Raw genomic sequence first — 24394 nt, forward strand, 5'->3', positions numbered from 1 at the left:
CCCCTTATTGCGCCTGCCAGAGAATGACAGCCGCCGTTACCAGCAAGTTGATCAGCGTCAGCGGCAGGCAAATTTTCCAGCCGAAGGACATTACCTGGTCATAACGCGGACGCGGTAATGATGCGCGGATCAAAATAAACATCATCATAAAGAACGCCGTTTTGATGGCGAACCAGATAAATGGCGGTAAGAACGGGCCCTGCCAGCCCCCGAAGAACAGGGTGACAATCATCGCCGATACAGTAACGATACCGATGTATTCCCCCACAAAGAACAGACCGAACTTCATGCCGGAATATTCAATGTGGTAACCGTCGGCCAGTTCCTGCTCGGCTTCCGGCTGGTCAAACGGGTGACGGTGACACACCGCCACGCCCGCGATGGCAAAGGTAACAAAACCAAAGAACTGCGGAATAACGTTCCAGATGTTTGCCTGGCTGTTGACGATGTCGGTCATGTTAAATGAACCGGCCTGCGCCACCACGCCCATCACCGACAAGCCCAGAAACACTTCGTAGCTCAGCGTTTGTGCCGAGGCACGCATCGCCCCGAGCAGCGAGTATTTGTTGTTACTGGACCAGCCCGCAAACAGCACGGCATAGACCGCGAGGCCCGCCATCATCAGGAAGAACAAAATCCCGATATTCAGGTCGGCGACCACCCAGCTCGGGCTGACCGGGACAATAGCAAAGGCCAGCAGCAGCGAGGTAAAGGCGATCATCGGTGCCAGGGTAAAGATGACGCGATCCGAAAATTTCGGTATCCAGTCTTCTTTAAAAAACATCTTGATCATGTCCGCGACCAGCTGGAGCGAGCCGCCCCAACCAACGCGGTTCGGTCCGTAGCGGTTCTGGAACAGGCCGAGCAGACGACGCTCGCCGAAGCTCATGAATGCGCCACAGGTTACCACCACCAGCAGGATCACAATCGCTTTCAGGATGCCTAACAGAACATCAATAACTTCCGGTGTTAACCAGCTCATGCTTGTGCCTCCCGCAGATCCTCAAGACGCGCGCCCGCCAGTACCGGCGCAATGCCCGGCATCCCCATCGGCAAACCGACCTGCCCTGCCGTCAGTCCTTCGGCAATCACGACCGGCAGACTGATCGTCTGGCCTTCATAGCTGAAGGAGACGTTTGCCCCGGCGTTAACGCCCAGTTTTGCGGCATCCGCCGGATTCAGGCGAATATAAGGCTGCGGCATACGCTGCTGGAATACCGGCGAACGCTGCGACATTTCGTCGCTGCCAAACAGATGGTAGTAAGGCGCGATCCGCCATTTCCCTTCTTCAGCGCGGAAGCTTTCCGGCACGCTGGCGAAGAAATCCAGCCCGGTTTCAGACGCTTCAATCAGGCGCACGCCCGGATCGCCATGACGCAGATGACCGCCCACCTCAGCCTGGAATTTATTCCACGCCTGCGGGGAGTTCCAGCCCGGTGCCCAGGCAAACGGAATTTGCGAGCGCGGTGCAGACGGCTGGTTGTTGCCTTCCATTGAGAAAGCAAACATGGTGTCTTTGTCCTGCGGCTGGCGTGGTTCATGTACGCTGATATTGGCGCGCATCGCCGTGCGGCCACTGTAGCGGTGCGGTTCACGCGCCAGTTTCTGACCACGAATACGGAAGGCGGCATCCGGCGCGGCATCTTTAATGCCCGCCAGTTGCGGCAGCGCGGTAATGGCCGCGTCGATCACGTGATCGAGCTGCGTCCAGTCCACCTCGCGGTTTTCGACCGTGCTGTGCAGCGAGTGCAGCCAGCGCCAGCTTTCCAGCATAATGGTGCTGCTGTCGTAATACGCCGGGTCGTAAACCTGGAAGAAGCGCTGGGCGCGGCCTTCGTTGTTAATAACCGTACCGTCGCTTTCGGCAAAGCTTGCTGCTGGCAGCACCAGATGTGCGTAATCCATAATGGCCGTGCGCTGATGGTCAACCACCATTACCAGCGGCGCTTTCGCCAGTGCGGCATCCACGCGCGCGGCGCTGGCGTGACGATGCAGATCGTTCTCCAGCACCACCACCGCATCAGCGGCACCGGATTCCAGTTCATCCAGCGCATCGTCCAGCGAGCCGCCGCCAATCATGCCGAGGCCCATGCTGTTCACCGCGCGGGCGATCATAGTGATTCCTACGTCCGCACCGCGACCCTGCAACGCTTTCGCCACGTTGGCCGCCGCCTGAATAACGTCGGCGCTACCGGCGTTAGTGCCGGAAATAATCAGCGGTTTTTTCGCCCCGGCCAGCGCCTGGACCACCACGTCAATTTTGTTTTGCAGATCGCGGTCGATACCTTCTACCGCCGGCGAATTACCGTCCAGCGCGTGAGCGATGGCAAAGCCAAAGCGCGCCTGATCTTCCACCGGCGCACGATAGGTCCATGCGGCGATGTCGTCCAGACGGGTGTTATCGACGTTAGTCACAAACAGCGGATGCTTCGCACGCTGGCCGATGTTAAGGATGGCCGCAATCTGCCAGTCGGCGACTTTCTGCGCCGCTGCCATTTCACGCGCTTTACCTTTCACCGCCTGACGGACTGCCAGCGAAACGCGTGCGCCGGTCTGGGTAATGTCTTCGCCCAGAATCAGCACCGCATCGTAAGATTCGATTTCACGCAGCGCTGGGGTGCGAATACCGCCTTCGCGCAGCACTTTCAGTACCAGTTCAAGACGTTGCTGCTCGCCACGCGCGATGCCGGTATAAAAGTTGTCTGCCCCGACCAGTTCACGCAGCGCAAAGTTACTTTCCACGCTGGCGCGCGGGGAGCCGATACCGATCACTTTCTTCGACTGGCGCAGAATATCCGCCGCGCCCTGCATTGCCTGTTCGGCGTTGAGAGTGATGACATCCGCACCACGGCGCTGCACTGGCTGACGCGGACGGTCTTTCAGGTTCACGTAACCGTAGCCGAAACGGCCACGGTCGCAGAGGAAGTAGTGGTTTACCGTGCCGTTATAACGGTTTTCGATCCGACGCAGTTCACCGTAGCGCTCGCCGGGGCTGGTGTTACAACCCAGGGAACACTGCTGGCAGATGCTCGGCGCAAACTGCATGTCCCACTTACGGTTGTAGCGTTCGGAGTGAGTTTTATCGGTAAATACGCCGGTCGGGCAGATTTCGACCAGGTTACCGGAGAATTCGCTTTCCAGGGTACCGTCTTCCGGACGACCGAAGTAGACGTTGTCATGCGCACCGTACACACCCAGATCCGCGCCATCGGCGTAATCTTTGTAGTAACGCACGCAGCGATAGCAGGCGATGCAGCGGTTCATTTCATGCGAGATGAACGGCCCCAGATCCTGATTGCGATGGGTACGTTTGGTAAAGCGATAACGGCGGAAGCTGTGCCCCGTCATGACGGTCATATCCTGAAGATGGCAGTTACCGCCCTCCTCACACACCGGACAGTCATGCGGGTGGTTGGTCATTAACCATTCCACCACGCTTTCACGGAACTGTTTCGCTTCTTCATCATCAATAGAGATGAAGGTGCCGTCGGAGGCCGGTGTCATACAGGACATCACCAGCCGACCACGCGTGTCTTCCGCGTTTTGATATTGCTTCACCGCACACTGGCGGCAAGCACCGACGCTGCCCAGCGCCGGGTGCCAGCAAAAGTAAGGAATATCAAGGCCGTGAGACAGACAAGCCTGTAGCAGGTTGTCCGCGCCATTCACCTCGTATTCTTTGCCGTCTACATGAATCGTAGCCATTAGCATGCTTCCAAATTAAAATTTAACTCACCAGCGTGCTTTCAGCAGGTTCGGCTGAATACCACTAATCGCATGGGTATTGCTGAACGACTGCTTGATGCCTGCTTCGAATTCGTCGCGGAAATATTTTATTGCGCTTTGCAGCGGCTCAACCGCGCCCGGCGCATGTGCGCAGAAGGTTTTACCCGGCCCAAGGAAACGACACAGTTGCTCAAGTGTCTCGATATCTCCCGGCTGACCTTCGCCACGCTCAAGCGCGCGCAGAATTTTCACGCTCCACGGCAGTCCGTCGCGGCACGGCGTACACCAGCCGCAGGACTCGCGGGCGAAAAACTCTTCCAGATTACGCACCAGCGGCACCATGCCAATTTCATGGTCAACCGCCATCGCCAGCGCCGTCCCCAGACGGCTGCCCGCTTTGCCGATGCTTTCGAATTCCATCGGCAGATCGAGATGCGCTTCGGTGAGAAAGTCAGTTCCTGCCCCGCCCGGCTGCCAGGCCTTAAATTTGAGACCATCGCGCATGCCGCCAGCGTAATCTTCGAGAATTTCGCGCGCGGTGGTGCCGAACGGCAATTCCCAGACGCCAGGGTTTTTCACCCGCCCGGAGAAGCCCATCAGCTTGGTGCCCGCGTCTTTACTGGCTGAAATGCCCTGATACCACTCCACGCCGTTGGCAAGGATTGCTGGTACGTTACACAGGGTTTCCACGTTATTGACGCAGGTTGGTTTACCCCACACGCCGCTGCTCGCCGGGAACGGCGGCTTGGAGCGCGGATTAGCGCGGCGGCCTTCCAGCGAGTTAATCAGCGCGGTTTCTTCACCGCAGATGTAGCGCCCTGCTCCGGTGTGCACGAACAGTTCGAAATCAAAGCCAGTGCCGAGAATATTTTTGCCAAGGAAGCCCGCTTCAGTCGCTTCAGCAATGGCACGGCGCAGGTTTTCCGCCGCTTCAATATATTCACCGCGCAGGAAGATGTAGCCACGGTATGCTTTCAGGGCAAATGCGGAAATCAGCATGCCTTCCACCAGCAGATGCGGCAGTTGCTCCATCAGCAGGCGGTCTTTATAGGTGCCCGGCTCCATTTCATCCGCGTTACACAGCAGATAACGGATGTTCATGGATTCGTCTTTTGGCATCAGGCTCCACTTCAGACCGGTGGAGAAGCCCGCGCCGCCACGACCTTTCAGACCGGAATCTTTGACCGCGTTGACGATGTCATCAGGTGCCATGCCGGAAAGCGCCTTACGCGCACCTTCATAGCCATTTTTGCTCTGATATTCATCCAGCCATACCGGCTGCTTGTCATCGCGCAGACGCCAGGTCAGCGGATGCGTTTCGGGAGTGCGTATAATGTTTTTCATTTATACTGCTCCAGCAGATCGGGGATCGCCTCCGGCGTCAGATGGCTGTGAGTGTCCTCATCAATCATCATGGTCGGCCCTTTGTCGCAGTTACCCAGACAGCAGGTCGGCAGGAGAGTGAAACGCCCGTCAAAGGTGGTCTGGCCCGGCTTGATATTGAGTTTTTTCTCAATCGCCGCCTGAATGCCCTGATAGCCAGTAATATGGCACACCACGCTGTCGCAGTAGCGGATCACATGACGGCCCACCGGCTGACGGAAGATCTGGCTATAGAACGTTGCCACACCTTCTACGTCGCTCGCCGGAATTTGTAAGACTTCAGCAATCGCGTAGATAGCGCCATCCGGCACCCAGCCACGCTGCTTTTGAACGATTTTCAGCGCTTCAATGGACGCTGCACGCGGATCTTCGTAGTGATGCAATTCATGTTCGATTGCTTCACGTTCTGCCGCACTCAGTTCAAAAGCCTCGGTTTGTGGTTGTTGATTTTCGTGCATAATTAGCGGTCCACGTCTGACATAACAAAATCGATACTGCCCAGATAAACGATCAGATCCGACACCAGGCTGCCGCGGATCGCCGAAGGGATCTGCTGCAAATGCGCAAAGCTTGGCGTGCGCACGCGGGTGCGGTAGCTCATGGTGCTGCCGTCGCTGGTCAGGTAGTAACTGTTGATCCCCTTGGTCGCCTCAATCATCTGGAAGGATTCGTTAGCCGGCATGACTGGCCCCCACGAAACTTGCAGGAAGTGAGTGATCAGGGTTTCGATATGTTGCAGCGTGCGCTCTTTCGGCGGCGGCGTGGTCAGCGGGTGATCCGCTTTGAACGGGCCTTCCGGCATATTGTTGAGGCACTGCTCGAGAATGCGCAGGCTCTGGCGCAGCTCTTCCACTTTTAACATCACGCGGGTGTAGCAGTCGGACACGCCGCCGCCGAGCGGGACTTCAAAGTCGAAGTTCTCATAGCCAGAGTAAGGACGCGCCTTACGAATGTCGAAGTCGATGCCGGTCGCACGCAGGCCAGCACCGGTGGTACCCCACTCCAGCGCCTCTTTTGCACCGTAAGCGGCAACACCCTGAGCACGGCCTTTCAGAATGGTATTACGCAACGCGGCTTTCTCGTAGGAGGCCAGACGTTTCGGCATCCAGTCGAGGAACTCGCGCAGCAGACGGTCCCAACCGCGCGGCAGATCGTGCGCCACACCGCCGATGCGGAACCACGCCGGGTGCATACGGAAACCGGTAATCGCTTCCACCAGATCGTAGATTTTCTGCCGGTCGGTAAAGGCAAAGAACACCGGGGTCATCGCGCCGACGTCCTGAATAAAGGTCGAGATATACAGCAGGTGGCTGTTAATGCGGAACAGCTCAGAGAGCATCACGCGGATGACATCAACGCGCTCCGGCACTTTGATCCCGGCCAGTTTTTCCACGGCCAGTACGTAGGGCATTTCGTTAACGCAGCCACCGAGGTATTCAATACGGTCGGTATACGGAATGTAGCTGTGCCAGGACTGGCGCTCGCCCATCTTCTCAGCGCCACGGTGGTGGTAGCCGATGTCCGGCACGCAGTCGACAATCTCTTCGCCGTCAAGCTGCAGGATAATACGGAAAGCACCGTGCGCAGACGGGTGGTTCGGGCCGAGGTTGAGGAACATAAAGTCCTCGTTATCGGTACCGCGTTTCATGCCCCAGTCTTCTGGCTTGAAGGTCAGTGCTTCCATTTCCAGATCCTGTTTGGCTTTGGTCAGCTCAAACGGATCGAATTCGGTGGCGCGTGCCGGGTAGTCTTTACGCAGCGGGTGACCAGTCCAGGTCTGCGGCATCATAATGCGCGTCAGGTGCGGATGGCCTTCGATATCAATGCCGAACATTTCCCAGGTTTCACGCTCATACCAGTTAGCGTTGGGAAAAAGTTTGGTGAAGGTCGGCACGCGCAGATCGTTTTCAGACAATGCCACCTTGAGCATGATATCGCGATTGCGTTCAATAGAGATCAGGTGGTAGAAAACGGAAAAATCCGCGGCGGGTAACCCGTCACGGTGCGTACGCAGACGTTCGTCCATGCCGTGTAAGTCAAACAGCATGACGTAAGGTTTTGGCAGTTTCTTTAAGAAATCGCCCACTTCCAGTAACTGTTCACGCTTAACCCAGACAACGGGAACCCCGGTGCGGGTCGCCTGAACGGTAAAGGCATCCGGCCCAAAACGGTTGCGCAGTTCGCCAATGACCGGGTCATCGAGATGGTCCCGGGTCTGCCATGCAGCGTCTTGCGCGGTTAAATCGGTCATAATGTTCACCATTGCAAATGGTCCGTGGTGACTGTCCGGCAGAGCTTCGCGCTATTTGTTTTGCTATGCGAAGATATCCCTCTGCCAGCAGGCGCAAATTAAATCTCGTCAGGCGTACGCAGATTGGTAACCGCAATACGTTCGCCGCGTTTACGCTCGCGTTCCGACTGCATGTTGGCGCGATACACGCCCTGATCGCCTACCACCCATGACAGCGGACGGCGCTCCTTACCAATCGACTCTTGCAGCAGCATCAGCGCCTGCATATAGGCTTCCGGACGCGGCGGGCAGCCGGGGATATATACATCCACCGGGATGAATTTATCCACGCCCTGCACGACAGAGTAAATATCGTACATACCGCCGGAGTTGGCGCAGGCTCCCATGGAAATCACCCATTTTGGTTCCAGCATCTGATCGTACAGGCGCTGAATGACCGGGGCCATCTTGGTAAAGCAGGTTCCTGCCACCACCATCAGGTCAGCCTGACGCGGCGAGGCACGCAGCACTTCTGCACCAAAACGCGCAACGTCATGCACCGCAGTGAATGACGTTACCATTTCGACATAGCAACATGACAAGCCGAAGTTATACGGCCAGATTGAGTTTTTACGGCCCCAGTTCACCATGTCATGCAGGGCATGCTCAAGCTTGCCCATGTACACGCTTTTGTTAACTTCCTGCTCAAGGGGGTCGGTTACGATCTCCTGTTTTTGCAGGGGGTAACGGTCGTTCTCACCGTTAGGATCTATGCGGGTGAGCGTATAATCCATCTTATTGCCTCGCTTCTGGCGTTAACGATTAGTGCGGTCTGTTTCCGGGTTCATCAGTTCACGGCGTGAACGTACAGGCGTCCAGTCCAGCGCACGCACACGAACGAGGTAAACCAGGCCTGCCAGCAGCACTAAAATAAAAATGGCGGCTTCTGCAAAACCTACCCAGCCGCTTTCACGGATTGAGGTTGACCATGCAAAGAGATAAAGGGCTTCAACGTCAAAGATGACGAAGAACATCGCGACCAGATAGAACTTGGCAGACAGGCGCAGTCGGGCGGTACCGACTGAATCAATACCCGATTCAAACGGGGTATTCTTGTGCCTGGCACGGGCCCGGCCGCCAAGATACCAGCCGCCAACCAGCATTAAGCAGCACAGGCCGATGGCAACGACGAGAAATACAGCGAATGCCCAGTGATGAGCGATGACTTCAGTGGATGTTGACATACGCATTGCTTAGCTCAAAAAGTAGCACTAAAACCCCTGCTCTTAACGGCAGGTGAGCGCCACGTCTGTTCATGGGGAGGAAGAAAAAACCATACATTTACTGCGTAAATATTAAAACCGCTAAATGATGTGGTTTTTTACTCCTTTCTATAACCTTTTGTCAACTTTAACAAAAGTTTCTTCACATTAATTCACATTTAACACGACCCATTAACATTTAGTGCCTTTTGACTGCCAGGAAACCGGGTTCATTGTCAGGATTTAGCGCTGTTGAATCGTGTCCGTCAGGAACATAAAAAGGTATTACCCTCCTATTTTGACAGGATTTTGCCGTAATGCCTCCCCCTAATGAGGAGTATTTTCTTGATCTGTGACACGCTTTTGTTAATCCAACCGTGAAAAAGACAACAAATTTGCAGTTTTTTTTAACATTCACCCATAACCTGAGTCGTTACAAGGTTAATGCCAATCCGCGCTGTGCGGGCACTTAAGCATATGATATCGGGTAAAACTGCCGCCTGATGCAGCACAATGAGTGGCGAATTGTTTAAAAAATAAACCGCAGAGACTTTTTTTGTCGTCTGCGGTTTATTTTTGCATTTACATTTTGTTACGCGATTATCGCCAGATTGTTATTCAACATCCTCTTCAAAGACGAGCGTTGTCTCTCCTCCTTGCGAGGTAGAGACAGACGCGAACAACGGATGTTGGGCCTCATATAAAGTCCGGAAAATAGTATGCGCCAGTTCATTCGTGCTGTACGGATTGTAGCAAAGCTGATAATCCGTATCCGGTAACGAGGGTAACCCATCCGCACGTCCCAGCACCCGTAGCTCTGGCCCCATCATCTCAACGGGCCGCGCTGTAATTCCCAGCCCGGCTTTTACAGCACTCCTTACCGCAGCCAGCGTCGAAGCAACATAGGCCAGACGCCACGGAATTTGTGCCGCATCAAGGGTGCGGATAGCCATCTCGCGAAACGGGCTGGGCTCATCGAGAATAACCAGCGGAATTGGCTCTGATTTCTGTAACGTAAATTCCGCTGCACAGTACCATAAGGTGGGTGAAGTGCGTAACATATGGCTGGCGAACTGTGCCGGACGCTGGGTGGTCAACATCAGATCGACTTCCTGACTCTCCATCATTTCAACAATGGTCGGGTTATGCTTGATGCGAATATCCAGCGCCAGCCGTGGATAAGCCGAGCTAATACGGTTGAGCAAAAACGGTAGTAAGATATCTGCTGATTCACTGGATGCGCCGATCGTCAGCTCTCCTTGCAAATCATTGAATATCAGTGAAGTACAGGCCTCATCATTAAATCGCAGGATTTTACGCGCGTAACCTAAAAGCTGTATTCCCTGTTCGGTAAGTAGCTTGTTACGACCATGACGAACAAAAAGCTCTTTTTCTACCAGCTGTTCGAGCCGCTGCATCTGTTGACTGACCGCAGACTGCGTTCGACAGACCGCAACGGCTGCCGCCGCAAACGTGTTGCAATCAGCGACCGCCACAAAGGTTCTCAGCAGATCGAGGTCGAGATTAATTATCGGACGATTTGCGTTAATCATATTTTTCCACTTACAGGCTGCTCGCAACTGACCTGCCTGGATTGATGCTGTGCTCAAAAAGTCAGGCAATTCCATTTATACCCCCGACAGGTTTCACCTGCCCAGGGGATCTGAACGAGCGTTATTGCAAATACATACCTACTGATACTTAGCAGGCTCCCTGGCTATATTTTGAATGGCAGTATAAGTAAGAATATTCACGCAAAGCATTTATAGATCAATGCTGCTATAAATACGACTTGCTGTAAAACCCCGACCAATACGGATTGTGTCTGTATGGTCCGGCATCCCTACTATAATGCAATCGAAACATAAGCAATAACAACGTTATAAAGCATTTTCATATGAAGGTCATGGCCGCTTAACAGCAGGCCTCCAGACTATTCATAGGGGTATCTTAACCGAAAAATTCTGCGGTTATAAGGGTATCTACGAATAATCTTACAAAGATCTTTTTCATGGTATCAACTTCGTTTTATTCAATTAACAATTGTCATCGCTGAATGATAAATAATAAAGAACCTTTAATTATTTAATGAATACTTTATTAACAATATTTAACATCAAATTTACACAGACACTTTCATTCATTAGTTATTTATTCTTACGATAAATAAATAATTACTTGTTCAGCCCATAAGCGCCTCATCAGCCTGCAGCAATCTATGAGTACCGTATCACCCGATATGTTCAGTATAAAATAGAGTTCAACAAGCGGAACACCAGCTGTAAATCTCCCTCTTTGCCATTTAATTAAAGGTTAATAGCGTTTAAGTGAAGTTTGGCAGCAAGAATGCACACGGCATAAATAGCTATTTCGCAAAATCTTCAACTACCAGCCCTTCAAAAAAAGCCCTTCGGGGAGTACATTATTCGGTGAAAGCTTCCACGGCAGGGAGCGGTACTCATCGCTATAAGGTCAAGGTTCATGTCCCCCATCGAAAAATCCAGCAAGTTAGATAATGTCTGTTATGACATCCGTGGCCCGGTTCTTAAAGAGGCAAAACGCCTTGAAGAAGAGGGTAATAAAGTACTGAAGCTGAACATCGGAAATCCTGCACCCTTCGGTTTTGAAGCGCCCGATGAAATTCTGGTTGATGTCATTCGCAATCTGCCTACCGCGCAAGGGTATTGCGATTCCAAAGGGCTTTATTCTGCGCGCAAAGCGATTATGCAGCATTATCAGGCACGTGGAATGCGCGATGTTACCGTTGAGGATATTTATATCGGTAATGGTGTGTCAGAGCTGATCGTGCAGTCAATGCAGGCGCTGCTCAATAGCGGTGACGAAATGCTGGTTCCGGCACCCGACTACCCGCTATGGACCGCAGCGGTAGCGCTTTCCAGCGGCAAAGCCGTGCACTATATTTGCGATGAATCCTCGGACTGGTTTCCGGACCTTGATGATATCCGCGCAAAGATCACCCCTCGAACACGCGGCATTGTCATTATCAACCCGAACAATCCAACCGGTGCAGTTTACTCAAAAGCGCTGCTACTGGAGATTGTTGAACTGGCACGCCAGCATAACCTGATCATTTTTGCAGACGAGATTTACGATAAGATCCTTTACGATGATGCAGAGCACCACTCCATTGCCCCGCTCGCGCCGGACCTTCTGACCATTACCTTTAACGGCCTGTCAAAAACCTACCGTGTTGCTGGCTTCCGTCAGGGCTGGATGGTGTTGAATGGACCCAAAAAACACGCTAAAGGCTATATTGAGGGTCTGGAGATGCTGGCGTCGATGCGCCTGTGCGCCAATGTTCCGGCGCAGCACGCTATTCAGACGGCTCTCGGTGGTTATCAGAGCATTAGTGAATTTATTTTACCCGGCGGGCGGCTTTATGAGCAGCGCAATCGTGCCTGGGAACTGATCAACGATATTCCTGGTGTGTCCTGCGTTAAGCCGAAAGGCGCGCTGTATATGTTCCCGAAAATCGACGTTAAACGTTTTAATATCCATGACGATCAGCGGATGGTGCTTGATTTTCTGCTTCAGGAAAAAGTGCTATTGGTACAGGGTTCCGCTTTCAACTGGCCGTGGCCGGATCACTTTCGTATCGTGACGCTGCCACGCGTAGACGAACTGGAAATGTCACTCGCCAAATTTGGCCGCTTCCTTTCCGGTTATCATCAGCTTTAATCTCTGACTCTCTGGCCGGCGGAATTTGCATCCGGCGGCCATCTCAGCGCACAATGCCTTTTACCATTGTTGTATAAAAGGGTCATCATGAGCCAGAGTCATTTCTTCGCCCACCTTTCTCGCCTTAAGTTAATCAACCGCTGGCCGCTGATGCGCAATGTGCGCACCGAAAACGTCTCCGAGCATAGCTTACAGGTGGCGATGGTTGCCCACGCGTTGGCCGCGATCAAAAACCGCAAGTTCAGCGGAGCGCTGAACCCTGAGCGTATCGCACTGCTGGCGATGTATCACGATGCCTCTGAAGTGCTGACCGGCGATTTGCCGACGCCGGTAAAATATTTTAATTCGCAAATTGCGCAGGAATATAAGGCGATCGAAAAGATCGCCCAGCAAAAACTGGTCGATATGGTGCCGGAAGAGTTACGCGATATTTTTGCCCCGCTGATTGATGAGCATCAATACAGTGATGAAGAGCGCGCCATCGTTAAGCAGGCCGACGCCTTGTGCGCGTATTTAAAGTGCCTGGAAGAACTTTCCGCCGGAAACAACGAATTTCTGCTGGCGAAAGGCCGCCTGGAAAAAACGCTGGAATCCCGTCGCAGTGAAGAGATGGATTATTTTATGCAGGTATTTGTACCGAGTTTTCATTTGTCGCTGGACGAAATTAGCCAGGATTCGCCGCTGTAAGCGGGCTGACGCAAGCAGTAAGGCCAAATATGCCGGGCGGCGGCGGCACCTGGCGCGGCCTGCGGATTAGGCAAACATCAGGGCATAGCGAGTCTCCTCTTCTATGCCAGTTATCACTGTTACCCATGTATCCGGTCTAAAGTGTTACCCATGTTTCCGGTTCATCCCATAGCGCCACCCGGCTAGGCGGCGCTATGAGGGGCGATGGCTTCAGAACGGAAACAGCACCGGGATAAGCACCACGCACACCACCATCACCAGCACGGTAAACGGTACGCCAATTTTCACAAAGTCGCTGAAGCTGTACTTCCCTGGTCCCAGCACCAGGGTATTGACAGGAGAAGAGACTGGCGTCATAAAGGCGGCGGAGGCGGCCATCGCCACCATCATGGCAAAGGGATAAGGCGACACCCCCATGGACTTAGCGGCAGCCAGCGCAATAGGGGCCATCAGCACGGCAGTCGCCGTATTAGAAATAAACAGCCCTATTATCGCGCACATAATAAACAGGCAGATCAGCATAAAATACGGTCCCCTGCCCCCGCCGATATCTATTAACCCGCTGACCACTAAATCGATACCGCCGGTTTTTTGTAGCGCCAGCGCGAAAGGCATCATGCCGATAATGAGAATAACGCTTGGCCAGTGAATCGCTTTATAAGCGCTGGCGGCGTCAATACAGCGAAATTTTGCCATCATCAGACAGGCGATAATCGCTGCCACCGGATTAGGTATTTCATCGGTCAGCATCAGCGCAACCATCAGCATTAAGCAGAATACGGCGTGTGGAGCCTGGCTGTGCGCAGGCGAGGCGTCACTCTCTTCAATGGGCATATTGTGTACCACAAAATCGCGCCCGGTTTGCGCCAGCTGGCTTATCTGCTTCCAGTTACCCACCACCAGCATAATGTCGCCAACCTGCAAAGGCTCATCGACCAATGCCCCTTCCATGGCGACTCCGTCGCGCTTCAGACCGACAATGTTCAGTCCATAGCGGGTACGAAATGCCATCTCGCGTACTGTTTTCCCCACCCGCTCAGAATCGGGGATCAGTGAAATTTCCGCCATGCCGACGTCCAGCGCCTGCTCGGAAAAATACTCGCCACGCAGAATCATCGGCTCAAGCATCTGCTCACCACAGAACTGGCGCAAATCGACCTCTGCAGCCGACATATCAATCAGCAGCACATCCCGGGCGCGAAACTCAGAAACCCCGTTAACATTCACAATGACCCGACGAAAACGTCGCCAGCGCTCTACGCCAATGACGTTAGCACCGTAGCGCTCACGCAGTTTGAGATCGTCCAGCCGCTGTCCGACCATGGGCGAACCGGGGCGTATCGCCAACCGTCTTGCGCGTCCTGTCAGATGATAAGCTTTGATCAGATCGCGAAACGATGAGCGTTTTCCGCCCTCGCGTAGCAGATCCTGCTTTTCGCCTTTAAGCATAAAGCGCATCAGCAACATGTAGACCACACCCAGTACCAGAACTACCAGGCCAATGGGCGTAACGCTGAAAAAACCAAAACCGCTTATTCCTGAACGTAACAATTCACTGTTGATGACCATGTTCGGTGGCGTGGCAACCAGGGTCATCATACCGCTAATCAGCCCGGCAAAACTTAGCGGCATCATTAAGCGTGACGGAGAGGTTTGCATGCGAGTGGCAACACTGAGCACTACCGGAATAAAAATGGCGACCACCCCGGTGGAACTCATAAATGCGCCCAGGCCAGCGACGGTGACCATCAGGTAGACCAGCATTTTGGTCTCACTGTTACCGGCAACTTTGACCAGCCATGCGCCCATACTGGTGGCAACGCCAGTACGTACCAGCCCGTCGCCAATAATAAATAGCGCGGCTATCAGAATCACGTTTGGATCGCTAAAACCAGAAAACGCTTCTTCAAGCGTCAGCGTACCACTGAGGATAAAGGCCACAATAACCAGTAGCGCGACCGCATCCATACGAATTTTGCCCGTGGCGAACAGAATGACCGCCACCGCCAGAAGACAGAGAACCCAAATTAATTCACCGTTCACAACATATCCTTGTCTGCCCAGGGGAATTCTTATAGTGCCATAAAAAAGCCCCGCAGAAGCGGGGCTAAATCATGAGATCAGGCGTTAATGCTAACCCTGACCGTATCGTCGGGCTGTTTTTCAATGACCACATTAGTGAGGGTGGTGAGATTAAAGTCAACCTCCGCAAGACGAGGTGCATCCTGCGGAACGTTTACCGCCATCACCCGGCACCCGGCGGCCAGACCGGAGAGCACGCCAGCGGCGGCATCTTCTACCACCATACAGTCCTGCGGCATAAGGCCCAACAACTCTGCCCCGAGCAGATAGGCATCCGGCTCGGGCTTACCGCGCTTAACGCGTTCGGCCGTGACAAATACTTCTGGCAGCGGTAAACCAGCCGCTTTATGACGTGCATGTGCCACAGGCACAGAGCCTGACGTCACAATCGCCCATGGAATATGATGTTGCTCAAGCGAGTTCAACAGTTCCAGCGCACCGGGAAGCGCGACAATACCGTTCGTATCCGTTGCTTCGATACGTTCCAGAAGGGTAAATTCCGCCAGAATTTCCTCTTCCGGCCTTCCGGCCAGAAAATGGCGTAGCGAGGTGATTGCCTGCTTACCATGAATATAATTCAGGATTTCATCATGGTTTATACCAAACCGATCGGCCCACTGGCACCACGATCTTTCCACGACAGGAAGCGAATCCACCAGCGTGCCGTCCAGATCAAACAGAAATCCTTTGCAAAGCACAACAGCCTCCCTAGGCGTTAATAATTTGGTTAATCTCGTTGCTGCTTAAATGATACTGACGGGGGCAGTTATGCCAGACGCCGAGCATACGCTGGTATTTTTCCCACATTGGGGTTTGAGCGTTAAAGCCATGGGTACCCGCATCAAAATGGGTGTAGCGTCCTTCGGTGTTTACCATAAAGCGTACATAACTGAGGTAGCGTGCTTCGGTTGCTGCATCAAAGCCAAGGAAAGTCACGCGACGCTCATCAATGGTGTCGTTGTCTTTGAGATTATCCCAGGAGACGCGCAAGGCGTGATACATCTCCATAATATCGATAATAGTACGGCAGGTTTCTTCAGTAAGCTGGCCGAACTCGCGATCCAACTCGCGCATTTGCAGGCCGTAGCCACGCTCAATGATGGTTTGCAGACGGCGATAACGCTCGGCGTTATCAGGATCAAGCAGGGTCATCATTTTGTACTGGTTAGACAAAATCAGGCGTTGAGCGTTGGTCATTTCCATTTCTGACTCCTTTAGCACTTCACGGCGTTAAAAAAAGAGGCACATTTTTTATGTGCCTTCTTTTATATGCGTAATCGGGGGGCAATTACAAATCATCCAGGAAAGTTTTATCCAGTTGTTTGAAGGCGCGCTTAAGCGTGTCAGCTAATGCCTGGTAATCCGGCTTCCCTTCCACTGGCGCGAGCGCAAGGCCGGATTCCTGAAGTTTCCCACGCACTTCATAAAACCAGTTTAAAATAGAAGGAGGCAGTGGTGTCACCGAGCGTTTTCCGAGCCACCATAATCCTTGCATTGGCAAACTGATAGCAAAGATGGCGGTGGCCACCGCTGGACCAAGTTGCCCACCAAGCGCAATTTGCCAGCACAGGGTGAAGATGGCGACGGGCGGCATGATGCGAATACCAAAGCGTGTCGCGCGAATCGCCCGATTTTCAATAAAGACCGGCGCGAGGCGTTTTTCCATCGGCCACGTCCTGGCGTAATGCTGGCCCCGACGAAAATGGCTGAAAAATCCCGACGGGCTGGTTTCTGGTGTCGACATGGCTCTACCTCAACTTCACATATAAAAATTAAAAAATCTGTGCAAAACAACAACTGTACATGGCATCGTTCAAAACATTTTGTCACAGGCCCCCGGTATCAGGTATCCTGTGCCCGCCTGAGATGGCCTTAGCCTCTCTTTCTGGCTTGTCAACGTGCCGCATAATCCGCCATTGGCTGAAAATTATGCAAAATGGCATAGACTCAAAGGAATTTCTTCCATCATGCCCGAAAAGCGATTTGAGCATGATGTTAATCATAAATGTCAGCGTCGTCATGCGCTACGCTTTAGACTCCTGACGTTTTTTTAGCCACGTATCATAAATAGGTACTTCCATGTCGAGTAAGTTAGTACTGGTTCTGAACTGCGGTAGCTCCTCACTGAAATTTGCAATCATTGATGCAGTCAACGGTGACGAGTACATTTCTGGTTTAGCCGAGTGTTTCCATCTTCCGGAAGCACGTATTAAATGGAAAATGGACGGCGGTAAACAAGAAGCGGCTTTAGGTGCAGGAGCCGCTCACAGCGAAGCGCTGAACTTTATCGTTAATACTATTCTGGCACAAAAACCAGAACTGTCCGCTCAGTTGACCGCGATTGGTCACCGTATTGTTCACGGCGGCGAAAAATATACCCGTTCCGTGGTAATCGACGAGTCAGTTATTCAGGGTATCAAAGATTCTGCTTCTTTTGCACCGCTGCATAACCCGGCACATCTGATCGGTATCGCTGAAGCGCTGAAGTCCTTCCCGAATCTGAAAGATAAAAACGTCGCTGTGTTCGACACCGCGTTCCATCAGACCATGCCGGAAGAGTCTTACCTCTATGCCCTGCCGTACAGCCTGTATAAAGAACACGGCGTTCGTCGTTATGGCGCGCATGGCACCAGCCACTTCTATGTGACGCAGGAAGCCGCGAAAATCCTGAACAAACCAGTCGAAGAACTGAACATTATCACCTGCCATCTGGGCAACGGTGGTTCTGTGTCTGCTATTCGCAACGGTAAATGCGTGGATACCTCTATGGGGCTGACCCCGCTGGAAGGTCTGGTAATGGGTACCCGTTCTGGTGATATCGATCCGGCTATCATCTTCCATCTGCATGACACGCTGGGTATGAGCATCGAGCAGATCAACAAGCTGCTGACCAAAGAGTCTGGTCTGCTGGGTCTGACTGAAGTGACCAGCGACTGCCGTTATGTCGAAGATAACTATCAGACCAAAGAAGACGCAAAACGCGCGATGGACGTTTACTGCCACCGCCTGGCGAAATATATCGGCTCCTATACTGCGCTGATGGACGGTCGTCTGGACGCGGTGGTCTTCACCGGCGGTATCGGTGAGAACGCGGCGATGGTGCGTGAGCTTTCCCTGGGCCGTCTCGGCGTACTGGGCTTTGAAGTTGACCACGAGCGCAACCTGGCTGCCCGTTTCGGCAACACCGGTTTCATCAACAAGGAAGGCACTCGTCCTGCCGTGGTGATCCCGACCAACGAAGAACTGGTCATTGCGCAAGACGCCAGCCGTCTGACCGCCTGATTTCACACCGCCAGCCATAATGCTGGCGGTGCTGTTTTGTAACCCGCCTGATATCGGCGGTAACGAAAGAGGATAAACCGTGTCCCGTATTATTATGCTGATCCCGACCGGAACCAGCGTCGGCCTGACCAGCGTCAGCCTCGGCGTGATCCGCGCTATGGAACGTAAAGGCGTGCGCCTGAGCGTGTTTAAACCGATCGCCCAACCGCGTGCCGGCGGCGATGCGCCTGACCAGACCACCACTATCGTGCGTGCCAACTCTGGCCTGCCAGCGGCTGAACCGCTGAAAATGAGCCACGTTGAATCTCTGCTCTCCAGCAATCAGAAAGATGTGCTGATGGAAGAGATCATCGCCAATTATCATGAAAGCAGCAAAGATGCTGAAGTCGTGCTGGTTGAAGGCCTGGTGCCAACCCGCAAACACCAGTTCGCCCAGTCGCTGAACTATGAAATTGCTAAAACGCTGAATGCTGAAATTGTGTTCGTGATGTCTCAGGGTACTGATACCCCGGAACAGCTGAAAGAACGCATTGAGCTGACCCGTAGCAGCTTCGGCGGCGCGAAAAACGCTAACATCACCGGCGTTATCGTTAACAAACTGAACGCCCCCGTAGACGATCAGGGCCGTACTCGCCCCGATCTGTCAGAAATTTTTGATGATTCCACCAAAGCGCAGATTGTGAAAATCGATCCGGCGCAGCTGCATGGCTCCCTGCCAGTGCTGGGCGCAGTACCGTGGAGTTTCGATCTGATCGCTACCCGTGCTATCGATATGGCGCATCACCTGAATGCCACCATCGTGAACGAAGGCGATATCAATACCCGTCGCGTGAAGTCTGTGACCTTCTGCGCACGCAGTATTCCGCATATGCTGGAGCACTTCCGCCCTGGCTCGCTGCTGGTAACCTCCGCCGATCGTCCTGACGTGCTGGTCGCTGCTGCGCTGGCCGCCATGAACGGCGTCGAGATTGGTGCCATCCTGCTGACCGGCGGTTATGAAATGGACGAGCGCATCAGCAAACTGTGCGAACGTGCTTTTGCCACTGGCCTGCCGGTATTTATGGTCAACACTAATACCTGGCAGACGTCGCTGAGCCTGCAAAGCTTCAACCTTGAAGTGCCGGTAGACGACCATGAACGTATTGAGAAAGTTCAGGAATACGTTGCCAGCTATATCAATGCTGACTGGATTGAGTCGCTGACCGCCACCTCAGAACGCAGCCGCCGCCTGTCGCCGCCTGCATTCCGTTATCAGTTGACCGAGCTGGCACGTAAAGCCGGTAAACGCGTCGTGCTGCCGGAAGGCGATGAACCTCGTACCGTTAAAGCCGCGGCTATCTGTGCCGAACGTGGTATTGCGACCTGCGTGCTGCTGGGTAATCCGGATGAAATCACCCGCGTTGCCGCCGCTCAGGGCGTAGAACTGGGCACGGGCATCGAAATCGTCGATCCTGAAGTGGTTCGTGAAAGCTATGTTGCGCGGCTGGTTGAACTGCGTAAGAGCAAAGGCATGACCGAAGCCGTGGCCCGCGAACAACTGGAAGACAACGTGGTGCGCGGTACGCTGATGCTGGAGCAGGACGAAGTTGACGGTCTGGTTTCCGGCGCGGTTCATACCACAGCCAACACCATCCGTCCGCCGTTACAGCTGATCAAAACTGCACCGGGCAGCTCGCTGGTTTCTTCCGTATTCTTCATGCTGCTGCCAGAACAGGTTTATGTTTACGGCGACTGCGCGATCAACCCGGACCCGACCGCAGAACAGCTGGCTGAAATCGCTATCCAGTCTGCGGATTCCGCGATTGCTTTTGGTATTGAGCCCCGCGTGGCAATGCTTTCCTACTCCACCGGTACTTCTGGTGCCGGTAGCGATGTAGAGAAAGTCCGTGAAGCAACTCGTCTGGCGCAGGAAAAACGTCCTGACCTGATGATCGACGGTCCGCTGCAGTATGACGCCGCCGTTATGGCTGACGTCGCGAAATCCAAAGCGCCGAACTCACCGGTTGCCGGTCGCGCTACCGTGTTCATTTTCCCGGATCTGAACACCGGTAACACTACTTACAAAGCGGTACAGCGTTCTGCCGACCTGATCTCCATCGGGCCGATGCTGCAGGGTATGCGCAAACCGGTCAACGACTTGTCTCGTGGCGCGCTGGTAGATGATATCGTCTACACCATCGCCCTGACGGCAATCCAGTCTTCTCAGCAAAAATAACGGCTGAGAAATAAAAAGGCCGCAACGGTTATCGCTGCGGCCACAGATTGCTGACAAACGTTATACCGTGGAATGATGCCTGGCGGCGCTTCGCTTGCACAGGCCTACGGGTTACGCATAACGTATTGATATTGATGATTTTCGTAGGCCGGGTAAGGCGAAGCCGCCACCCGGCACAACGGCGAATACAGTAGCAAAACAGATTTTGTCATCAACCCAGGCCGCAACGGTTAACGTTGCGGCCTTTTTTATGCCCTACGGAGGATCAGAATGACCAGCGGATATTGGCATTCACCGCATTGTCACGGGTATCGGAACCATATTGCCCCTGGTAACCCACATCCAGGCTAGCGGTACGCGACAACCTGACGCTGACGCCAACGTCGCCGACCAGCGTGTCTTCATCTACCGCATTCCCCTGAGTGACGAACGCATCGCTGCCGGCAAACGCCATCCGGGAGGAGGCAGTTTTATCGCCATACGCATGCTGCCAGCCTAATGAACCGTACAGACTAACGTTTTGCGGCAGTTCCGTTACACCACGCACGCCCAGCGTAGAGAAGAAGGTGTCCATGGTTTCATTACGCACGCTTAGCGCCGCGGCCCCGCCATTTTCCTCAAAGTTATCGGTGTGCAGGCGGATGTAGCTCAGGTTTACGAACGGCTCGACGTTCAGTTCCGGCTGACCAATGCGATAAGCCGCTTCGGTGTACGCCAACAACGAATTCGCATCGTAGTCGGATTTCAGGCGATCCGAGAAGCCGCTGAAATCAACGTTACGTTCACCGTCGATTTTGTGCCAGGTATAGCCCACTGCACCACGTAACGAGAACGCATCCCGCTGCCCTGCCGCATACAGACCGAGGTGATAGTTATCGCTATCAATGCTGGAACGACGGCTATCAACATCATAATCACCACGACTGTAGCCAAAATAGCCACCGATGCGCACATCGCGATCATCCAGTTTACGATCGGCCCCAATCAGGAAGCCAGCAGTGTTGCCATCAAGCTTACCGGTGTTGCCGTCGCCGCTATTTTTACTCCAGGAGCCAAACGTCTGGCCCCATACAGCATTGTTTTGATCCTGCATCGGCTGTACCAGTGACATCGCCATCGGCGGCACCGGCAGCGCATCATTATCAAATACGCGCAACATACGCTGGTTGAGTACACTGACCACTTGATTGCTGCCGGAGATCAGCCTTGATTGCAGGGACGGGTAAACCTCGCCTGAGAGCTGATTAAACGCCTCGCGCGCTTCCGGGGCACTCAACAGCAGTAGCGAGTTGTAGAGTGCCAGTGAAGGACCGCTCTGCGTCAACGTCGATAGTGCGCCTGCGGTATTCCACTGATTGCTGGTTTCCGCCACCGTCTGGAAAATCCCCGGCTCACCACCCGGATTGCCGCCGCCGGGGTTCTCACCGCCCGGATTACCGCCGCCGGGGTTCTCACCACCCGGATCGCCGCCGCCAGGGTTCTCACCGCCCGGATTGCCGCCGCCAGGGTTCTCACCGCCAGCATCTTTCTGTGCGATGGTGAGGTCGACCGCATTAGCACTCTGGTTAAGCGCTACATCAAGAAAAGCGGATTTAGATAACGCCGACGCGAACTGTCCCTCAATGCCGCCGTTCGAGGTGAGAATACGGTAGCTTTGCCCGGTTTGATAGCTGGTCTGTGGATCGAGCGCGGTCACCTGTACTTTAGCCTGATCGCTGATGGTGGTTTTACCTTCCACCAGCAGTTGATCGCTTCGGCCATCGCCTGCAATGTCAACATCGTAGAATGACTCGCCAATAAAGTTGAGGTAGCGCTTCAACGTCAATGTGCCGATAGAGCCATCACCCGGGGAGATATGGCCGCCGGACAAGATCTCAGTCTGCCCCAGCGTACCGTTACCCCCCAACGTACCGCCGTCTTTAATGGACGCGGCGCTACTGTAGCCCAGCCCGTTACTGACGTCCGATCCCGCAGTGCCGTTAAGAATTAACGTCCCGCCACTTTCCGCACTCAGCGTTTGCACATCAAAAGGGCTATCCTCTTCCTGAGTATTGATATCGCCCGCGATGATGATCTTCCCGCCCCGGGCCGTCACGTTGGCCTGCAGTTGGGTCAGATCGCCACTTAACGTTGTCTGGCCGGCGGTATTAATAACATCGCCTTCGCCGCTCATCTTGTTACTGAATTCGTAATTTTCGGCGGTGTGATTAAAGTAGACGTAGCTACCAAAAAGCCCGCCTCGCAGATTAATCGCGGTTTGCGCGTCAATCACCCCAGCCCCACCTGCCGCCCCGAGCGTTGGCTCGGTCAGGCCGGTGCCAGTATCCATATTGCCACGGCTACCAATGATCAGCGCACCACGGTTCGAACCCGAACTTGTAGTACCCAGCACCAGTTCGTTATTACCCGCGGAGAATACCCCGCCATCGGCGACCGACAAGACGCCATTACCATAATCACCCACGGCAACACTGCTACCACTGGTGAAGCGCGAACCTTCACCGGCTACATATAATTCGGCAGTTTTAGCCGAGCCTGACACCCCGTCGACCTCAACATTGCCGACGTTAACCGCACCGCCGTTCAATACGTCCAGATCGCCGTTAAGGGTAAGCGCGTTGGCGACATTCCATTGGGAATTATTGCCCGTTACCGTCACTTTGGGGTTAGCGTTGTCAGCTTCATTCGGTCCGGAACCGTCACCAATACGGGCCTGATTTGCCGTGTTCATCACCGCGCCATCTTCAATCGATACGGTGGAACGCGCGCCTAAATCGGTGCCTACGCTGAGATAGTTACTGTCAATCCGGGAACCCGCGCCAGTGGCAATAAGATGGCTGTCATAACCCCGGTTTGCGCCGACCACAATTTCTTTGGCGCTGGCCAGGGCACCATTTTCAACCCGTAATGTTGCTAACCCAAGATTCAGGTCACCGTGCAAAACGTATTGATCGTTGAGCGCGTTCAATTCTGCATCCGGCCCACTGACCGTTACCAGGCTTTCGTAGATTTGACCGTCAGACAGCCGGCCAATGTTGATGTTATTAGCGGTGATTTTACCGTTGTCGATAAACACGTTGGCGCGTTGATTGCGGCCCACGTAGACATTTCCGTTATAGACTAACGACTCATTAATGGTGGAATCACCGTCGAAAACAGCATCATCGGCACGTGCATTATCAGCAGGAGCCAATAAGAACAATGGTGCAGAAAACAGGGCGAGGTAAAGTCTGGAAAGCGGGGTTTTCACCGCTAGCGGGGGCGATAAATGTTCATTCACGGGCTTTCTCCGTTTTTATTAGCGTGATATCGCGAAGATCGTTGTTATAAAAACTCAATACACCACAATAGTTAACCCGTTATTTCGCGAAAGCAGGCTTGCAGGTTTACTCTTCGGCACAGGGCGAACTTATACAGTTTCCACTTTGCCAGGCGATAACAGAGAACAGCCACCCTGCTCTCTGCAACACATTATTTATGAGTGACGATCGGCACGCAGGTTGGCGCACTTAATGTCGGCGCAGAACCCAAAATACCTGGCATCATCAGCGATGAGCAGTCAAAGATTCGCCCTTTTTCGGTCGTCGCCCGGTAAGAAAGTTTTTGCCCGCCCAGCGCATCAGGCTGCGCGCCATTCACATTCGTTACGGTAATTTCATCAGACGAGCCCAGGCCCAGCATTTTTGCCGTTTCCGCTTGCAGTAACGGCACAGCCTGATCGGTTTTCATGGTCGAACAGCCAGCTATCATCATCGTAGCGGTTAAAGCGATGAGTACTTTTTTCATAAATTATCCTTTTTAACCAGACAGTTGCGAACCCTGAATGGC

18 protein-coding genes are annotated in these 24394 nt (G+C 53.6%); 4 read left to right on the top strand and 14 right to left on the bottom strand.

Going from position 1 to position 24394, the window contains the following annotated elements; all coding sequences use genetic code 11:
• Nucleotides 1-4: 4 nt before the first annotated feature.
• From nuoH to lrhA, 8 genes are all read right to left on the bottom strand, one after another.
• Nucleotides 5-982, bottom strand: a complete 978-nt coding sequence (gene nuoH / locus CHU32_RS01805) for an NADH-quinone oxidoreductase subunit NuoH (RefSeq protein WP_103674366.1) — start codon at nt 980-982, stop codon at nt 5-7.
• The gene (nuoG, locus tag CHU32_RS01810) at nt 979-3705 is read right to left on the bottom strand and encodes an NADH-quinone oxidoreductase subunit NuoG (RefSeq protein ID WP_133159219.1); all 2727 of its coding nucleotides are present in this window, start codon (nt 3703-3705) and stop codon (nt 979-981) included. The genes nuoH and nuoG overlap by 4 nt, the downstream gene beginning before the upstream one ends.
• 27 nt (nt 3706-3732) lie before the next feature.
• A complete protein-coding gene (nuoF, locus tag CHU32_RS01815) occupies nt 3733-5070 on the bottom strand; it encodes an NADH-quinone oxidoreductase subunit NuoF (protein WP_103674368.1) in 1338 nt (445 codons plus the stop codon).
• Entirely contained in the window at nt 5067-5567 is a 501-nt protein-coding gene (gene nuoE / locus CHU32_RS01820) for an NADH-quinone oxidoreductase subunit NuoE (RefSeq protein ID WP_103674369.1), read from the bottom strand. The genes nuoF and nuoE overlap by 4 nt, the downstream gene beginning before the upstream one ends.
• Before the next feature lie 2 nt (nt 5568-5569).
• Nucleotides 5570-7372: an NADH-quinone oxidoreductase subunit C/D gene (nuoC, locus tag CHU32_RS01825; protein ID WP_103674370.1), complete on the bottom strand. Its 1803-nt coding sequence runs from the start codon at nt 7370-7372 to the stop codon at nt 5570-5572.
• Between the two features lie 86 nt (nt 7373-7458).
• Nucleotides 7459-8133 (bottom strand): NADH-quinone oxidoreductase subunit NuoB, encoded by a 675-nt coding sequence (gene nuoB / locus CHU32_RS01830; RefSeq protein WP_002913178.1) that lies wholly within the window; start codon nt 8131-8133, stop codon nt 7459-7461.
• 21 nt (nt 8134-8154) lie between these two features.
• Nucleotides 8155-8589, bottom strand: a complete 435-nt coding sequence (gene nuoA, locus CHU32_RS01835; RefSeq protein WP_103674371.1) for an NADH-quinone oxidoreductase subunit NuoA — start codon at nt 8587-8589, stop codon at nt 8155-8157.
• A gap of 626 nt (nt 8590-9215) precedes the next feature.
• On the bottom strand, nt 9216-10154 hold the full coding sequence (gene lrhA, locus CHU32_RS01845) for a transcriptional regulator LrhA (protein ID WP_103674372.1): 939 nt from the start codon (nt 10152-10154) through the stop codon (nt 9216-9218).
• Between the two features lie 928 nt (nt 10155-11082).
• Here lrhA and alaA point away from each other — a divergent pair.
• Together alaA and yfbR are read left to right on the top strand one after the other, a co-directional pair.
• Complete coding sequence (alaA, locus tag CHU32_RS01850; RefSeq protein ID WP_103674373.1) at nt 11083-12300, top strand: alanine transaminase AlaA; 1218 nt, start codon at nt 11083-11085, stop codon at nt 12298-12300.
• A gap of 87 nt (nt 12301-12387) precedes the next feature.
• On the top strand, nt 12388-12987 hold the full coding sequence (gene yfbR, locus CHU32_RS01855; RefSeq protein WP_103674374.1) for a 5'-deoxynucleotidase: 600 nt from the start codon (nt 12388-12390) through the stop codon (nt 12985-12987).
• Between the two features lie 210 nt (nt 12988-13197).
• On the opposite strand, the gene CHU32_RS01860 is transcribed toward yfbR, so the two are convergent.
• The 4 genes from CHU32_RS01860 to yfbV all read right to left on the bottom strand — a co-directional run bounded on the left by CHU32_RS01860 (nt 13198) and on the right by yfbV (nt 16813).
• A complete protein-coding gene (locus CHU32_RS01860; RefSeq protein ID WP_103674375.1) occupies nt 13198-15030 on the bottom strand; it encodes an SLC13 family permease in 1833 nt (610 codons plus the stop codon).
• A gap of 77 nt (nt 15031-15107) precedes the next feature.
• Complete coding sequence (locus tag CHU32_RS01865; RefSeq protein WP_103674376.1) at nt 15108-15767, bottom strand: sugar phosphatase; 660 nt, start codon at nt 15765-15767, stop codon at nt 15108-15110.
• Nucleotides 15768-15777: 10 nt separating this feature from the next.
• Complete coding sequence (locus tag CHU32_RS01870) at nt 15778-16272, bottom strand: YfbU family protein (RefSeq protein WP_103674377.1); 495 nt, start codon at nt 16270-16272, stop codon at nt 15778-15780.
• 85 nt (nt 16273-16357) lie between these two features.
• The gene (gene yfbV, locus CHU32_RS01875; protein ID WP_103674378.1) at nt 16358-16813 is read right to left on the bottom strand and encodes a terminus macrodomain insulation protein YfbV; all 456 of its coding nucleotides are present in this window, start codon (nt 16811-16813) and stop codon (nt 16358-16360) included.
• 335 nt (nt 16814-17148) lie between these two features.
• Between yfbV and ackA the strand changes: the two genes are divergently transcribed.
• Together ackA and pta are read left to right on the top strand one after the other, a co-directional pair.
• Nucleotides 17149-18351, top strand: coding sequence for an acetate kinase (gene ackA / locus CHU32_RS01880; RefSeq protein WP_103674379.1), 1203 nt, complete (start codon nt 17149-17151; stop codon nt 18349-18351).
• A gap of 79 nt (nt 18352-18430) precedes the next feature.
• The gene (gene pta, locus CHU32_RS01885) at nt 18431-20566 is read left to right on the top strand and encodes a phosphate acetyltransferase (protein ID WP_103750767.1); all 2136 of its coding nucleotides are present in this window, start codon (nt 18431-18433) and stop codon (nt 20564-20566) included.
• A gap of 265 nt (nt 20567-20831) precedes the next feature.
• Here pta and CHU32_RS01890 read toward each other — a convergent pair whose 3' ends face one another.
• Together CHU32_RS01890 and CHU32_RS01895 are read right to left on the bottom strand one after the other, a co-directional pair.
• On the bottom strand, nt 20832-23846 hold the full coding sequence (locus CHU32_RS01890; protein ID WP_103750768.1) for an autotransporter outer membrane beta-barrel domain-containing protein: 3015 nt from the start codon (nt 23844-23846) through the stop codon (nt 20832-20834).
• Nucleotides 23847-24037: 191 nt separating this feature from the next.
• The gene (locus CHU32_RS01895) at nt 24038-24352 is read right to left on the bottom strand and encodes a hypothetical protein (RefSeq protein ID WP_103674382.1); all 315 of its coding nucleotides are present in this window, start codon (nt 24350-24352) and stop codon (nt 24038-24040) included.
• Nucleotides 24353-24394 lie beyond the last annotated feature (42 nt).

It is taken from the genome of Superficieibacter electus (assembly GCF_002915575.1).
Classification (GTDB): domain Bacteria; phylum Pseudomonadota; class Gammaproteobacteria; order Enterobacterales; family Enterobacteriaceae; genus Superficieibacter; species Superficieibacter electus.

Coding starts and splice junctions, on each gene's coding strand:
- nuoH (WP_103674366.1), bottom strand. CDS start 982: ATGAGCTGGTTAACACCGGAAGTTATTGATGTTCTGTTAGGCATCCTG.
- nuoG (WP_133159219.1), bottom strand. CDS start 3,705: ATGGCTACGATTCATGTAGACGGCAAAGAATACGAGGTGAATGGCGCG.
- nuoF (WP_103674368.1), bottom strand. CDS start 5,070: ATGAAAAACATTATACGCACTCCCGAAACGCATCCGCTGACCTGGCGT.
- nuoE (WP_103674369.1), bottom strand. CDS start 5,567: ATGCACGAAAATCAACAACCACAAACCGAGGCTTTTGAACTGAGTGCG.
- nuoC (WP_103674370.1), bottom strand. CDS start 7,372: ATGGTGAACATTATGACCGATTTAACCGCGCAAGACGCTGCATGGCAG.
- nuoB (WP_002913178.1), bottom strand. CDS start 8,133: ATGGATTATACGCTCACCCGCATAGATCCTAACGGTGAGAACGACCGT.
- nuoA (WP_103674371.1), bottom strand. CDS start 8,589: ATGCGTATGTCAACATCCACTGAAGTCATCGCTCATCACTGGGCATTC.
- lrhA (WP_103674372.1), bottom strand. CDS start 10,154: ATGATTAACGCAAATCGTCCGATAATTAATCTCGACCTCGATCTGCTG.
- alaA (WP_103674373.1), top strand. CDS start 11,083: ATGTCCCCCATCGAAAAATCCAGCAAGTTAGATAATGTCTGTTATGAC.
- yfbR (WP_103674374.1), top strand. CDS start 12,388: ATGAGCCAGAGTCATTTCTTCGCCCACCTTTCTCGCCTTAAGTTAATC.
- CHU32_RS01870 (WP_103674377.1), bottom strand. CDS start 16,272: ATGGAAATGACCAACGCTCAACGCCTGATTTTGTCTAACCAGTACAAA.
- yfbV (WP_103674378.1), bottom strand. CDS start 16,813: ATGTCGACACCAGAAACCAGCCCGTCGGGATTTTTCAGCCATTTTCGT.
- ackA (WP_103674379.1), top strand. CDS start 17,149: ATGTCGAGTAAGTTAGTACTGGTTCTGAACTGCGGTAGCTCCTCACTG.
- CHU32_RS01895 (WP_103674382.1), bottom strand. CDS start 24,352: ATGAAAAAAGTACTCATCGCTTTAACCGCTACGATGATGATAGCTGGC.